Below are 14,752 nucleotides of genomic sequence, written 5' to 3'. Positions count from 1 at the left end.
ACCTTATAAATGTGTGGTTGCGCCAGCGGCAGCGAAGTTCTGGTAACTGTTCATCGTTTTGGCGATCTGCGAAATCTTGCTGGCGTAGTCCGGGTCGGTTGCATATCCGGCTTTTTGCAACTCGCGTACAAACTGTTCCGGGTTGTCGGCTGATTTCACAACTTCTTTATAGCGATCATTGCTTTGCAGCAATGTCACGAGGTCGTGAAAGCTGTCCTGGTAGGAGTTATAGGAACGAAATTGCGCCGTTTCCTTGACCATCGCCCCTGCACGAAACTCGCTGGTGATTGCACGCGCCTGGCCGCCCTGCCAACTCTGCCCGGCCTTGATGCCGAACAGGTTGTGGCTGCTGCTGCCGTCCTCGGCGCGCATCACCGATTTACCCCAACCGGTTTCCAGCGCGGCCTGGGCCACCAGGTACTTGGGATCGACCCCGATGCGCGCTGCGGCCGCCTTGGCCATCGGCAGCATGGTGGCGACAAATTCGTCCTGCGAGCTGAAGGCTTTTTTCGCCGGTGCCAGCGGTGGCTGGGCAATCGCGCGGCCATAAACCTGCATGCGCCCGCTTGGCACGGCAACGTTGCGCGCGGCGCTGTTAACCACGTTATCGGTGGCGGCGCTGTTACGCAGTGGCGCACTCGCGGCCTGCGTGGCGGGCTGGGTGCTCGGCACGATGCCAGCCAGCAGGCGATCGGTCAGTTTGCTCGGCAACGCCATGCGACGCTGGTTCATCAGCTCCATGTCGTTGGTGTGTGCGCTGGTACCTTGCGGCTCCGCAACGCGGTAAGCCCACAACGGCCGCTGGCCATTGGAGCGCCCCAACGGGCCATTCGCCTGGGTGCCGGCGGCAATTTCGGTCGGCACATCAACCTTCCTGGCCTTGACCGGCTCGGCCGCCGCCGGGCCTTGCAAGGTGGAGGACTGCGCCTCAACCGGCTTGTTCTTCTGCATCTGGCGCATCAGCACGTCAGCCAAACCGATACCACCGCCTTCACGGGACATCGAGACCGCCAACTGCTGGTCGTACATTTCCTGGTACTGCTTGGCAGCCGGGGTGTTCAGCGGGTTGTCCTTGCCCAGCGCCTCGGTGGCCGAACGCATGGACTTGAGCATCTCGCTCAGGAACAGCGACTCGAACTCCTGTGCGACTTTGCGCATGTTGCCTTCGCTGTTCTTGTCGGCGCCGACCTTGAGCTGGTTCAGCCGGTTGAGGTCGGAATAAGACCCCGAATCCGCCGTGCTGGTGAACCCGCTTTTGTGCATATCCATGGCCATGGCCTTAGATCACGATCAGGTCGGCTTGCAAGGCGCCGGCCTGTTTCAAAGCTTCGAGAATTGCCATCAAGTCGCCGGGCGCTGCGCCCACCTGGTTCACCGCACGGACAATCTCGTCCAGGGTGGTGCCGGGGCCGAATTTGAACATCGGCTTGGCTTCTTGCTGGGCATTGACCCGCGAGCGCGGTACCACTGCCGTCTGGCCATTGGACAGCGGCCCAGGCTGGCTGACGATCGGGTCTTCGGTGATGGTCACGGTCAGGCTGCCGTGGGTGACTGCCGCCGGCGAGACCTTGACGTTCTGGCCGATCACGATGGTGCCGGTGCGCGAGTTGATGATGACCTTGGCCACAGCCTGGCCCGGGTCGACTTCAAGGTTTTCCAGGATCGACAGGTAGTCGACACGCTGGCTTGGGTCGAGCGGCGCCGTCACACGGATCGAGCCGCCGTCGATGGCCTGAGCCACGCCAGGGCCGAGCATGTCGTTGATCTTGTCGACCACACGCTTGGCGGTGGTGAAGTCCGAACGGTTGAGGTTCAAGGTCAGGCTGTTGCCCTGGTTGAAACCGCTGGGCACGGTGCGCTCAACGGTGGCGCCACCGGGAATGCGACCGGCCGATGGCACGTTAACGGTGATCTTCGAGCCGTCACGGCCCTCGGCATCAAAACCGCCGACCACCAGGTTGCCCTGGGCGATGGCGTAGACGTTGCCGTCGATACCTTTGAGTGGCGTCATCAGCAAGGTGCCGCCACGCAGGCTTTTGGAGTTACCGATGGATGAGACGGTGATGTCCACCACCTGGCCCGGCTTGGAGAACGCCGGCAAGTCGGCACTGATCGACACGGCCGCGACGTTCTTGAGCTGCACGTTGCCCGAGCCAGGCGGCACCTTGATGCCGAACTGCGAGAGCATGTTGTTGAAGGTTTGCAGGGTGAACGGGGTCTGGGTGGTCTGGTCGCCCGTACCGTTGAGCCCCACTACCAGGCCGTAACCGATCAATTGGTTGGAGCGCACGCCGGAAATGCTGGCGATGTCTTTCAACCGCTCAGCGTGTGCCCCTGCGCTCAAGGCCAGCAACAACGCGGCAGCCATCAGCTGTTTGAGGTTCAAAATGGCCACCTAGAAAGGGAACAGCGGGCTAAGGAAGAAACGGTCGAACCAGCCCGGCTGACTCGCATCAGCAAACGAACCCGTACCCGAGTAGGTAATGCGTGCATCGGCAATGCGCGTCGACGGCACGGTGTTGTCGGTGGAAATATCATCGGCACGCACCATGCCCGCGATACGCACCAGCTCGTCGCCGGTGTTGAGGGTCATCCACTTTTCACCGCGCACGGCGATGATGCCGTTGGGCAATACATCCGCCACCGTCACGGTGATCGAACCGGTCAGGCTGTTGCCCTGCCCTGCCGCGCTCTTGCCGTTGGTAGCACGGTCACCGCTGTAACCGGCATTGAGGCTCAGGTCGCCATCGCCCAAGGGGTTATTGGTGGTCAGGCCGCCACCAAACAGCGAGGTCAGGCCGATGCCGGTCTTGCTGGTCTTGCCGATCTGCGAGTTGGCGTTTTTGCTGGCCTGGGTCTTCTCGTTCAGGGTGATGGTAATGATGTCCCCCACCCGGAAGGCCTTGCGGTCGCTGTACAGGTTCTGTTCGAAACCGGCCTGGTAGATCGAGCCATTGTTGGCCGCCGCCGGCAACGGCGTGCGCGGCAACACCGGCGCGTAGTACGGGTCATTGGGTTTCGGCGACGGGGCGACACAGCCCGCGAGCACGGCGATCCCACTCAATGCCAGAACAGAAACATAGCGATTCATGACCCTTACCTCACGGTGTTGCAGGCGCCGCAAAAGGCGCCCCATAGACTTGATTACAGATTCTGCGTTACGAACGAAAGCATCTGGTCGGCGGTGGAAATCACCTTGGAGTTCATCTCGTAGGCGCGCTGGGTGGTGATCATGTTGACCATCTCCTCAACCGTGCTGACGTTGGAGGTTTCCAGGGTTTGTTGCAGGGTGGTACCGAAGCCGTTGAGACCTGGGGTGCCGATTTGCGGCGCGCCGCTGGAGGCGGTTTCCAGGAACAGGTTGTTACCCATGGCCTGCAAGCCGGCCGGGTTGATGAAGTCGGCGGTTTGCAGGTTGCCGATCACTTGCGATGCCGGGTTACCGGCCACGGTGATGGACACGGTGCCGTCGGTGCCGACGGTAAAGGTCTTGGCATCGGCCGGTACTACAACGGCCGGCTCCAGTGCGAAGCCGTTGGCGGTGACGATCTGGCCATTGGAGTCGAGGTGGAAAGTACCGTCACGGGTGTAGGACGTAGTGCCATCGGGCTGCAGGATCTGGAAGAAACCCCGGCCATTGATGGCCATGTCCAGCGGCTGGTTGGTTTGCTGCAGGTTACCGGCGCTGAAGTTCTTCTGGGTGCCGACGATCTGCACACCGGTACCCAGTTGCAGGCCCGACGGCAGTTCGCTGTCCTGGGTCGACTGGGCGCCTGGCTGGCGCTTGATCTGATAGAGCAAATCCTGGAACTCGGCGCGGTCACGTTTGAAACCCGTGGTCGACACGTTCGCCAAGTTGTTGGAGATGGTGGTCAGGTTGGTGTCCTGCGCGGCCAAACCTGTTTTGGCAACCCATAGAGCCGGAAGCATAGTGTTCTCCTTCGTGCGCCTGTTTGTTGGCGCTGTGCTGCAAAATTAGTCTTCAGTGAACCGGCAATCAGCTCATCGACAGAACGCGAGTCATGGCCTGGTCGTCTTCTTTAGCGCTGTTCATCATCTTGATGTGCAGCTCGAACTGCTTGGAGAGCGACAGCACGGCGGTCATTTCTTCCACCGCATTGACGTTGCTCGCCTGCAGGAAACCCGAGGTCAGCCGCACGCTCGCGTCGGCCTGGGCCGGTTTGCCATCCTTGGTATGGATGGCGCCATCCAGGCCCTTGGTCATGTTCTTGAGGTCCGGCTGAACCAGCTTGATGCGGTCCACTTCAGCCATCACGCGTGGGCCTTCGCCCATGGCGCGGATGCTGATGGTGCCGTCGGCGCCCACTTCGATTTTCTGCTCGGGCGGCACGGCAATCGGGCCACCGTTGCCCATTACCGGCATGCCGTTGCCGGCACGCAACACACCCAGCGCATCCACATTCATGCTGGCGCTGCGCACGTAGGCTTCGCCGCCATCCGGGGTTTGCACGGCCATCCAACCGTCACCGCTGACCGCCACATCGAGGTCGCGACCGGTTTCAATCATGGCGCCCTGGGAGAAGTCCGTGCCCGGCCGTTCGGTCATGGCAAATGCCCGCGCCGGAAAGCTGTCGCCGAACACCGGCATCGAACGCGCCTGCTCCAGGTCCCGTTGAAAACCGTTGGTGGAAATGTTCGCCAGATTGTTGGCATGGGCCTTTTGCGCCAGTGCATTCTGGCTGGCGCCGGTCATTGCCACATAAAGGTATTTGTCCACGCTCTATCCTCTTTCTGACGGACGCTTGCCGCCCACCGTTGCTCTGATGAGGCTTAAGCAATTTGCGAACCAACTTTTGAAAATAGATTGAAATCCATATGCGGCGGGGGTTTGCGGGGAGGGATGGAGATTAGGTGGCAGGGGTAGAGTCGAAAAAACGGCGGACTACTGCCGCCTGCGGCAAGCACGGACCTTATAGGCGACAAAGATCAACTGTGGGAGCTGGCTTGCCTGCGATAACGGTGTATCAGTGGCACATTAGCTAACTGACCCACCTTTATCGCAGGCAAGCCAGCTCCCACAGTTTTAACCTCAGTGTGTCAGCGGGTTATTTATCGGTCTTGAGGATTTCGTAATCGCGCAACTTATTGGCAATGGTGGTGTGCGACACGCCAAGGCGCTTACCCAGCTGCCGACTGCTCGGGTGCTCGGCGTACAAAGCCTCCAGCACCGCCTTTTCAAACCGCCCAACGATGTTCTCCAACCCGCCTTCCAGGGAAAAATCCCCAAGCGGCTGGCGCACCCCATAATCCGGCAGGCGAATATGCTCAGCCTTGACCATGCCGCCGTCGCACAACGACACCGCCTGAAACAACACGTTTTCCAACTGCCGCACATTGCCCGGCCAGTGGTAATGACTGAGCCGATCCATCGCCGCCGGTGCCAGCTTGGGCAGCGGGCAACCAATCTGTCGGCTGGCCTGGTCAAGGAAATGCTCAACCAGCGGCGCCAGGCCATCCAGGCATTCACGCAGCGGCGGGATATGCAGCGACAGCACGTTGAGCCGGTGATACAGGTCCTGGCGGAATTCGCCACGGGCGCAGAGTTCCGAGAGGTCTACCTGGGTGGCGCAGATCACCCGCACATCGAGGTACACCTCTTCATCACTGCCCACCCGGCGAAAGCAGCCGTCCTGCAAAAAGCGCAGCAATTTCGCCTGCAAGCGTGCGCTCATTTCTCCCACGCCATCGAGAAACAACGTACCGCCCGCCGTCAGTTCCAGCAGGCCCAACTTGCCCTCGGCCCGCGCCCCTTCAAATGCGCCGGGGCCATAGCCGAACAGCTCGGTCTCGGCCATCGACTCCGGCAGGCCCGCGCAATTGAGCGCCATCAAGGGTGATTGCCCGCGCGGGCTGGCCAAGTGGCAAGCGCGTGCCAGCAACTCTTTGCCGGTGCCGGTTTCGCCTTCTATTAATAGCGGCGCATCCAGCGGTGCCATGCGCCGGGCTTCGCGCACCACCGCGGCCATGACCCTGGAGCTTTGGAAAATACTGTCGAAGCCGCGCAGCTCTTGCTTGCGCACATTGTAGATACGCTCGCCCACACGGTCGGCACGGTGCAGGGTCAGCACGGCACCGGCCATGGCCTCGCTGTCATCGTGCTCGGAAGACTGCAGCGGCGCGATGTCCGCCAAAAACACGTCACCCTTGACCTTGACCCGCAAGCCATTGATGCGCGATTTGCTCGCACGCACCAGCTCCGGCAGGTCGAAATCTTCGGCATAGCGCGACAGCGGAATGCCCGGCACCTCGTCCACCCGCACCCCGAGCAACTGCGCCGCCGCGCGGTTGGCGGCGACGATGGAGCCACCCATATCAATCGACAACACCGGAAACTCCAGGGCGCCGAGCAGCGCATTGAGCTCCATATGCCGACGTTCGCTGGGCATCAGCCCTACCCTTTTAACCCCAAATACCCCGGCAATGGCTTCGAATTGCGGGCGCAGCGCCTGGAACTGCATGTTCACAAGGTTGGGGCAAAACAGGTAAATGGCGTTGCCATGTTCACCGCCCACCTCGCCTTTGGCGACGTTGACGCCGTACTCCACCAGCAGGTTGAGAATGTCCCGCAGGATGCCGATACGGTTCTGGCAGTGCACTTTAATACGCATGAAAAAGCCCAAATGGTGGGAAAGCGCCGGGGCTTTTTGCCGCTGGGCGCAGATAGTCGTCAAGATTATGTGACAGCTTGTGACCTTTTCCCAGCCCAAGACAACGAGAGGTCGGCATACCGTAACGAAAACTTTACGAATAACGGTAACTTTTCCTACGCGCAAGCACCGGAGACCGATGGAATCCGTCGCCTTGTGCGTTATCAATAGGTTCATCGCAGGACATAACAAGAACGAATGCCTAGCAGGAGAGCCGTATGAAGCAGACGCACTACGTGGCCCGCGAGCCCGATGCGCAAGGTTTTATCCACTACCCGCCGGAAGAACACGCGGTGTGGAACACCCTGATCACGCGCCAATTGAAAGTGATCGAGGGGCGCGCCTGCCAGGAATACCTGGACGGCATCGACAAACTCGGCCTGCCCCTGGACCGCATCCCGCAACTGGGTGAGATCAACAAGGTGTTGGCCGAAACCACTGGCTGGCAAGTTGCCCGCGTCCCCGCACTGATCCCCTTCCAGACCTTCTTCGAATTGCTCGCCAACAAGCAATTTCCGGTGGCGACCTTTATTCGCACCCGCGAAGAACTGGACTACCTGCAAGAGCCGGATATTTTCCACGAGATCTTTGGCCACTGCCCGCTGCTGACCAACCCATGGTTTGCCGAATTCACCCACACTTACGGCAAGCTCGGCCTGGCGGCCACCAAGGAACAACGCGTGTACCTGGCGCGCCTGTACTGGATGACCATCGAATTCGGCCTGGTGGACACCCCGCAAGGTCGACGCATCTACGGTGGTGGCATCTTGTCATCGCCCAAAGAAAGCGTGTATTGCCTGTCGGATGAACCTCAACACCAGGCCTTCGACCCTCTGGAAGCAATGCGTACGCCGTATCGCATCGACATCCTGCAACCGCTGTACTTCGTACTGCCCGAGCTTAAGCGCCTGTTTGAAGTGGCGCAGGAAGACATCATGGGCATGGTCGAGCGCGGTATGCAGCTGGGTCTGCATGCGCCGCTGTTCACGCCAAAGGCAGTCCCGCCCAAACCCGAAGCTGCTTGAACCTTACAATTTGAGGCCAGGTGAATCTGTTCCCTGGCCCCGCGTTGCTTTAGGGTAACGCCCACTGATCTCAATCATTCGAATTCAGGACACCTCCATGACCACCTTGAACCAAGCCCATTGCGAAGCCTGCCGCGCCGATGCCCCACAAGTCAGCGACGAAGAGCTGCCGGTACTGATCAAGCAGATCCCCGACTGGAACATCGAAGTGCGCGACGGCGTGATGCAGCTGGAAAAGGTTTTCCTGTTCAAGAACTTCAAATTCGCCCTGGCCTTTACCAACGCCATGGGTGAAATCTCCGAAGCCGAAGGCCATCACCCAAGTCTTTTGACCGAGTGGGGCAAAGTCACCGTGACCTGGTGGAGCCACTCGATCAAAGGCTTGCACCGCAACGACTTCATCATGGCTGCGCGCACCGACGAAGTGGCCAAAGACGCCGAGGGCCGCAAGTAATGCATTTTGATGCCATTGGCCGCGTGCCCGGCGACCCGATCCTCGGGCTGATGGATCTGTATGCCCAGGACACCAACCCGAACAAGTTCGACCTGGGCGTGGGCGTCTACAAGGACGACCAGGGCCTGACGCCGATTCCGCACTCGGTAAAACTGGCCGAACAGCGCCTGGTGGACACGCAAACCACCAAGACCTACATCGGCGGCCACGGCAATGCGGCCTTCGGTTCGCTGATCAGCGAATTGGTACTGGGTGCCGATTCAGCGTTGGTTCGCGAGTGTCGCGCCGGTGCCACGCAAACCCCTGGCGGCACCGGCGCGCTGCGCCTGAGTGCCGATTTTATCGCGCAAAACCTGCCCGGCCGTGGCGTTTGGCTGAGCAACCCGACCTGGCCGATCCACGAAACCATCTTCGCCAAGGCCGGGCTCAAGGTTAGCCATTACCCGTATGTGGGCGCAGATAACCGCCTGGACGTGGGCGCGATGCTCGCAATGCTGAGCACCGTGCCCAAGGGCGACGTGGTGTTGTTGCATGCCTGCTGCCATAACCCGACCGGTTTTGACTTGTCCCAGGACGACTGGCGCCAGGTGTTGCACATCGTGCGCGAACGGCAGTTGCTGCCACTGATCGACTTCGCCTACCAGGGCTTTGGCGACGGCCTGGAGCAGGATGCCTGGGCGGTGCGGTTGTTTGCCGCCGAGCTGCCGGAAGTGCTGGTCACCAGTTCCTGCTCGAAGAACTTCGGCCTGTACAGCGACCGTGTCGGCGCGCTGATCGTGTGCGCGGCAAGCGCCGAGAAACTCACGGACGTGCGCAGCCAGCTGGCGAATATCGCGCGCAACCTGTGGTCGACGCCGCCGGATCATGGCGCGGCAGTGGTAGCGACCATTCTGGGCGACGCCGAGCTGAAAAAGCGCTGGAGCGATGAAGTCGAGGCCATGCGTTCGCGCATTGCACAACTGCGCTCAGGGCTGGTAGAAGCGCTGGCGCCCCACGGGCTGGCCGAGAAGTTTGCGCATATTGGTGCACAGCGTGGGATGTTTTCCTATACCGGCTTGAGTGCCGAACAGGTCAAGCAACTGCGTGAGAAGCACAGCGTGTATATGGTCAGTTCAGGGCGGGCGAATGTCGCCGGCATTGATGCCACACGCCTGACCCTGCTCGCCGAGGCTATCGCCGACGTCTCGAAATAACTGAAGAAATCCAATCAAATTGTGGGAGCTGGCTTGCCTGCGATTACGGTGTGTCAGTCACTGAATAAGTTGACTGAACAACCGCCATCGCAGGCAAGCCAGCTCCCACATTTTTGACCGTGCGAACCTTCTAGCCCGCAACCATCTCGGCCTTCAACTGCGCCTCTTTTGCCTGCGCATCCGCCAACCGATACAACTCGATACTGCCATCCCAGTGCTCGATCAACGCAGTGCACGACTCCACCCAATCCCCGCAATTGAGGTAGTCCACCTCGCCCACCTTGCGAATCTCGGCATGGTGAATATGCCCGCACACCACGCCATGCAACTCGCGCTTGGTCACTTCGTGGGCGATCGCTTCTTCGAAATCGCTGATAAAACTCACCGCCGTCTTGACCTTGTGTTTCAGGTACGCCGACAACGACCAGTAGCCATAGCCATACCGCGCACGCCAGTGATTGAGCCAACGGTTTAGCGTGAGGGTGAACTCATAGGCCGAATCGCCCAGGAAGGCCAGCCAGCGGTGGTATCGGGTGATCACATCAAATTGATCGCCGTGAATCACCAGCAGGTGGCGGCCATCGGCAGTGACGTGCACGGCTTCGTCCACCAGCTGGATATTGCCCAGAATCAGTTTGGAGTAGCGGCGCAGGAATTCGTCGTGGTTGCCGGTGACGTAGATCACCTCGGTGCCGCGCTTGGCCATGGTGAGCAAGCGGCGGATCACATTGGTGTGGGCCTGGGGCCAATACATGCCGCCGCGCATTTTCCAGCCGTCGATGATATCGCCGACCAGGTAGACCTTGTCGGCGTGGTAGCCCTTGAGGAACTGCGACAGGTGCTCGGCCTGGCAATCCCGGGTGCCCAAGTGCACGTCGGAGATCCACAGGGTACGAACCCGTTGTTTGCGGCTGGGTTTAACGAACTCGGCACTGGTCATGGGCATCCCTCGACGGTGTTTTCGCGAGCTTGCGCCCAGGCGGTTAATAGCCCATGACAACTGTGCGTCAGTCTGATGACAGCGCTCGCGACCCTCATAAGCGTTGTAGACTGCAGACTTGCTGCCCAGGAGACTGCGATGAGACCGACCCTCACGCTGCGCCACTACCTTGAAGAACCGCTCGCCCACAGCCATGATCACGCCCAGCTGGTGTTCGGGTTGTCGGGGCATCTGGACCTGGAAGTCGATGGCCTGGGCAGCCAGGTGCACGCCAGCAGCGTGATGGTGCTGCCCTTCTCGGCCCACCATGCCTGTGGCAGTCGCGACGGCAGCCGCTGCCTGGTGCTGGATGTACCCGACGAGCATTGGGTGGCGCAGTCTTTGGGCGAGCACGCCGCCACCAGTCGCCGCCTGCTCGATCAACCGGCGCGACTGACACTGGACGCCCGGCAAAGCCAGTTGGTGCAATGGCTGGCACACAGCCCGGTGGATGACGCGCTGATCGCCCAGCAAGGCGCAGTGTTGCTGCTGGCCAGTCTCAATCATCCGCTGGCCCAACCTATACCGGGCAAGCGTCTGCCGTATGCGGCCTTCAATGCGCACATCGAACGCCATGCTGCGCACCCGTTGCAGGTGGCCGACCTGGCGCGTATTGCCGACCTCTCGGTGGCGCGCTTGCATGCGCGTTTTATGGCTGAGTGCGGGCAAACACCGATGGACTACCTGCGTAGCCGTCGCCTGCACATGGCGTTGCAACTTTTGCGCGAGACGCCGCTGCCCGTTGGCGAAATCGCCGAGCGCGTCGGTTACGCCTCGCAAAGTGCCTTTTCTGCCGCCATGCTGCGTGAGTTTGGCGCCTCACCGGGCGCGTTGCGTCGCTCGGACTGACAAGAGCCTGGCGCTAAGATTCGCGAGGTCCGCGACAGACACCGGCGCCCTCGAGCCTCTAGACTGCGATTCTGTCACCCCCGTTGGTTCAAGGAACGCAATGACTCCCCGTTCAGCCCTTGGCGCCCTGCATATCGGCGCACTGATGTTTGGCCTCACCGGTGTTTTCGGCAAACTGGCGGCCGCCTCGCCGGCCATCATTGTGTTTGGCCGCGCCGCCTTTGCCGTAATCGCCCTGGCAATTTTTGCGCGATTTGCCAGCAACACCACCTGGAAAACCCTGGAGATGCGCGACTGGCGCCGCCTCGTTGTCAGCGGCGTGCTATTGGCGGCACATTGGGTGACCTTCTTCATTGCCGTCAAAGTCGCCGGGGTGGCCGTCGCCACCCTCGGCTTCACTGCGTTCCCGGCCTTTACCGTGATACTTGAAGGGCTGATCTTCCGCGAGCGCATCCGCGCCAACGAAGTGCTGCTGGTGGCGCTGGTCACGGTGGGCCTGGTGTTGGTGACGCCAGACTTCGACCTCGCCAGCCAGGCCACGGGGGGCCTGTTATGGGGGATTCTCTCGGGCCTGTTGTTCTCGCTGCTGTCGCTGAACAACCGCGCCAGCTCCGGGCGCATTCCCGCGGTGCAGGCCGCGCTGTGCCAGAACGTGGTGGTCGCAGCCTGCCTGCTGCCAGTAGCAGCGCCGGGCCTGGCGGATGTGCGAGGGATTGACTGGCTGTGGATCGGGCTGCTCGGCGTGTTCTGTACCGGCCTGGCCCATAGCTTGTTTGTCGCCAGCCTCGCGGTGATCAAGGCGCGTACCGCGTCCGTGGTGTTCGCCATGGAGCCGGTCTATGGCATCACCGCGGCGTGGCTGCTGTTCGCCGAAACCCCGACCTTGCGCATGCTGCTGGGCGGCGCGCTGATCATCGTCGCCATCGTGCTCTCAGGCTTGATGGGCAGCGCCAGCCAGGCCAAACAGCCGGCAGCCACCGCGTAGCCCTCAGGCCTTGCGGTCGTTGTGCCCCAGGTCGCGCTGTGGGTCGATCTGGTCGCGCACGCGCTGCTTGAGCACCTTAGCCTCCGGAAACCCGCCGTCGGCCTTGCGCTCCCAGATCTGCACGCCGTCGCAGGTGATGCGAAACGCCCCGCCGGTGGCCGGCTCCAGCGCCACCCGGCCCAGGTCATCGGCAAATGTACTCAACAATTCCTGGGCCAGCCACGCGGCGCGCAACAGCCATTGGCATTGGGTGCAATAGGTGATGACGATCTCGGGTTTGCTGGCAGACATAATTTGAGAAGTTCCTGACATAACGGGCACGGACGATCGAGCGACTATAATACCGGCCTTTATCGCCCAGCCTCGAGATTCATGATGCGCCGCCTGTTGTCCTGCCTGTTTCTGTGCCTGCTTCCCCTGATCGCCGATGCCGTCGAAAGCCCACGCCCCAAGATCGGCCTGGTGCTGTCCGGCGGTGCCGCCCGTGGCCTCGCGCATATTGGCGTGCTCAAGGCTCTGGAGGAGCAAGGTATCCATATCGATGCTATCGCCGGCACCAGCATGGGCGCAGTGATTGGCGGCCTGTATGCCTCGGGCTACAAGATCGATGAACTGGAAAAGCTCGCGCTGAATATCGACTGGCAACAGGCATTGTCCGATGCCCCGCCACGCGAAGACGTGCCGTTTCGGCGCAAACAGGATGACCGCGACTTCCTCGTCAAACAGAAGCTCAGCTTCCGCGATGATGGCAGCCTCGGCCTGCCGCTCGGCGTGATCCAGGGCCAGAACCTGGCGCTGTTGCTGGAAAGCATGTTCGCCCACTCCAGCAATACGCGTAATTTCGACAAGCTGCCAATCCCGTTCCGCGCTGTGGCCACCGACATCACCACCGGCGAAAAAGTGGTGTTCAGCAAGGGTCACTTGCCCCAGGTCATCCGTGCCAGCATGTCGATTCCGGCAGTGTTCGCCCCGGTTGAGCTGGACGGGCGACTGCTGGTGGACGGCGGCATGACCGACAACATCCCACTGGATGTGGCGCGCGAAATGGGCGTCGATATCGCCATCGTCGTAGACATCGGCACGCCGCTGCGCTCACGCAAGCAACTGGCCACTGTGGTGGATGTGCTCAACCAGTCCATCACCCTGATGACCCGGCGCAACTCCGAAGAGCAACTCAAGGCCCTGCATCCCAAGGATGTGTTGATCCAGCCGCCTCTGGCCGCCTACGGCGTGACCGACTTCGGCCGCGCCAAAGACATGATTGACGCCGGCTACCGCGCCACCCGCGCCCTCGACGTGCGCCTGGCACATCTGCGCCCCGCCGAACCGATCGACGCGCAATTGGTGGAGGCCCCGCACCCCGGGTGAACGCACGCCGGTGATCACCGCCATCAAGGTGGAAAACGACTCGAAAGTCAGTGACGACGTGATCCGCTACTACATCCGCCAGACCCTGGGCGAGCCGCTGAACCTGGGCCGCCTGCAAACCGATATGGGCACGTTGTATGGCCTGGATTACTTCGAGCAGGTGCAATACCGCGTGGTGAAAAAGGGCCAGGACAATACCCTGGTCATCAGCGCGCGCGGCAAACGCAGCGGCACCGACTATTTGCGCCTGGGCCTGAGCCTGTCGGATGACATGCGCGGCGAAAGCGCCTACAACCTCGGCGCCAGTTACCGCATGAACGGCATCAACCGCCTCGGCGCCGAATGGCTGACACGCGTGCAGATTGGGGATCGCCAAGAGCTGTACAGCGAGTTCTACCAGCCACTGGATGTGGGTTCACGCTACTTCGTCGCCCCCTATATCAGTGCCCAGGCGCAGAACGTTGACCTGGTGCTGGACAGCGACCCTATCGCCGAATACCGCCTGGAGCGCTACGGTTTTGGTTTGAACGTGGGGCGCCAGATCGGCAACAGCGGCGAGATCCGCTTTGGCGTTGGTGAAGCCTGGGGCAAGGCAGATGTGCGCATTGGCGAGCGCGATTTGCCCAGTGTCAGCTTCAACGAGGGTTTTTATGAGCTCAAGTACTCGTTCGACTCACTGGATAACGTGTACTTCCCCCACTCTGGCGAAGACATCGGCCTGGCCTTCCGCGAGTTCGAACCCGGGCTGGGTTCGGACCAGCGCTACCGACAGTGGGAGTTCAAGTTGGACAAAGCCATGAGCCACGGCCCGGACACCTTGATACTCGGCGGTCGTTATGGCCGTACCCTGGATAAATCCGACGTGGTGGTTTCCAGCTTCCTGCTCGGCGGTGCGCGGCAATTATCGGGCTTCCGTGAAGATTCAATCTCGGGGCAGAACATCGCCCTCATGCGCGCCGTGTACTACCGGCGCCTGACGCCGCGCTCGTACCTGCCGCTGGATTTCCCACTGTACCTGGGGGCTTCGCTGGAGCGCGGCCGGGCGTGGAACAACGACAATCAGTTCGACAGTGGCTATATCAACGCGGCGAGTATTTTCCTCGGCTTTGATACGCCGTTGGGGCCGCTGAACTTCAGCTATGGGTTCAATGATGACAAGCAGCAGGCGGTGTACCTGAACCTCGGGCAGACGTTCTAGCGGGATGCCAGGCTAATGTGGCGAGGGAGCTTG

At 61.1% G+C, this 14,752-nt stretch carries 13 protein-coding genes and 1 pseudogene; 6 read left to right on the top strand and 8 right to left on the bottom strand.

Features of this window, described 5'->3' with window-relative positions:
- Window positions 1-3: 3 nt before the first annotated feature.
- The 6 genes from flgJ to QF043_RS07190 all read right to left on the bottom strand — a co-directional run bounded on the left by flgJ (window position 4) and on the right by QF043_RS07190 (window position 6,629).
- The gene (gene flgJ, locus QF043_RS07215; RefSeq protein ID WP_307417981.1) at window positions 4-1,275 is read right to left on the bottom strand and encodes a flagellar assembly peptidoglycan hydrolase FlgJ; all 1,272 of its coding nucleotides are present in this window, start codon (window positions 1,273-1,275) and stop codon (window positions 4-6) included.
- Window positions 1,276-1,279: 4 nt separating this feature from the next.
- Window positions 1,280-2,368, bottom strand: a complete 1,089-nt coding sequence (locus QF043_RS07210; RefSeq protein WP_225933067.1) for a flagellar basal body P-ring protein FlgI — start codon at window positions 2,366-2,368, stop codon at window positions 1,280-1,282.
- A 27-nt stretch (window positions 2,369-2,395) separates the two neighbouring features.
- Window positions 2,396-3,091 carry a flagellar basal body L-ring protein FlgH gene (gene flgH / locus QF043_RS07205; protein WP_056859744.1) on the bottom strand — a complete coding sequence of 232 codons (696 nt, stop codon included), beginning with the start codon at window positions 3,089-3,091 and terminating at the stop codon, window positions 2,396-2,398.
- A gap of 53 nt (window positions 3,092-3,144) precedes the next feature.
- Window positions 3,145-3,930 carry a flagellar basal-body rod protein FlgG gene (gene flgG, locus QF043_RS07200; protein ID WP_056859743.1) on the bottom strand — a complete coding sequence of 262 codons (786 nt, stop codon included), beginning with the start codon at window positions 3,928-3,930 and terminating at the stop codon, window positions 3,145-3,147.
- Between the two features lie 67 nt (window positions 3,931-3,997).
- Window positions 3,998-4,738, bottom strand: a complete 741-nt coding sequence (locus QF043_RS07195; RefSeq protein WP_307417980.1) for a flagellar basal body rod protein FlgF — start codon at window positions 4,736-4,738, stop codon at window positions 3,998-4,000.
- Window positions 4,739-5,066: 328 nt separating this feature from the next.
- Complete coding sequence (locus QF043_RS07190) at window positions 5,067-6,629, bottom strand: sigma-54-dependent transcriptional regulator (RefSeq protein ID WP_307417979.1); 1,563 nt, start codon at window positions 6,627-6,629, stop codon at window positions 5,067-5,069.
- A gap of 257 nt (window positions 6,630-6,886) precedes the next feature.
- On the opposite strand from QF043_RS07190, the gene phhA reads away from it, so the two are divergent.
- The 3 genes from phhA (at window position 6,887) to QF043_RS07175 (ending at window position 9,340) form a co-directional block, all read left to right on the top strand.
- A complete protein-coding gene (gene phhA / locus QF043_RS07185; protein WP_307417978.1) occupies window positions 6,887-7,693 on the top strand; it encodes a phenylalanine 4-monooxygenase in 807 nt (268 codons plus the stop codon).
- A 97-nt stretch (window positions 7,694-7,790) separates the two neighbouring features.
- On the top strand, window positions 7,791-8,147 hold the full coding sequence (locus QF043_RS07180; protein ID WP_307417977.1) for a 4a-hydroxytetrahydrobiopterin dehydratase: 357 nt from the start codon (window positions 7,791-7,793) through the stop codon (window positions 8,145-8,147).
- Window positions 8,147-9,340: an amino acid aminotransferase gene (locus QF043_RS07175; RefSeq protein WP_307417976.1), complete on the top strand. Its 1,194-nt coding sequence runs from the start codon at window positions 8,147-8,149 to the stop codon at window positions 9,338-9,340. The genes QF043_RS07180 and QF043_RS07175 overlap by 1 nt, the downstream gene beginning before the upstream one ends.
- A 130-nt stretch (window positions 9,341-9,470) precedes the next feature.
- Here the strand turns inward: QF043_RS07175 and QF043_RS07170 are convergent, their stop codons facing one another.
- Window positions 9,471-10,280, bottom strand: a complete 810-nt coding sequence (locus QF043_RS07170) for a UDP-2,3-diacylglucosamine diphosphatase (RefSeq protein WP_065929763.1) — start codon at window positions 10,278-10,280, stop codon at window positions 9,471-9,473.
- A 138-nt stretch (window positions 10,281-10,418) separates the two neighbouring features.
- Between QF043_RS07170 and QF043_RS07165 the strand changes: the two genes are divergently transcribed.
- A complete protein-coding gene (locus QF043_RS07165) occupies window positions 10,419-11,168 on the top strand; it encodes an AraC family transcriptional regulator (RefSeq protein WP_307417975.1) in 750 nt (249 codons plus the stop codon).
- A 100-nt stretch (window positions 11,169-11,268) separates the two neighbouring features.
- Complete coding sequence (locus tag QF043_RS07160; protein WP_122527505.1) at window positions 11,269-12,153, top strand: DMT family transporter; 885 nt, start codon at window positions 11,269-11,271, stop codon at window positions 12,151-12,153.
- Window positions 12,154-12,156: 3 nt separating this feature from the next.
- On the opposite strand, the gene QF043_RS07155 is transcribed toward QF043_RS07160, so the two are convergent.
- A complete protein-coding gene (locus tag QF043_RS07155; protein ID WP_017134913.1) occupies window positions 12,157-12,444 on the bottom strand; it encodes a SelT/SelW/SelH family protein in 288 nt (95 codons plus the stop codon).
- Window positions 12,445-12,528: 84 nt separating this feature from the next.
- Between QF043_RS07155 and QF043_RS07150 the strand changes: the two are divergent.
- Window positions 12,529-14,719, top strand: a pseudogene (locus QF043_RS07150) (patatin-like phospholipase family protein).
- Window positions 14,720-14,752: the final 33 nt, after the last annotated feature.

This window comes from Pseudomonas sp. W3I7 (genome assembly GCF_030816095.1).
Classification (GTDB): Bacteria; Pseudomonadota; Gammaproteobacteria; order Pseudomonadales; family Pseudomonadaceae; genus Aquipseudomonas; species Aquipseudomonas salomonii.
Note: the sequence above shows the minus strand (reverse complement) of the source record. Positions and strands in the feature narration are given on the sequence as shown.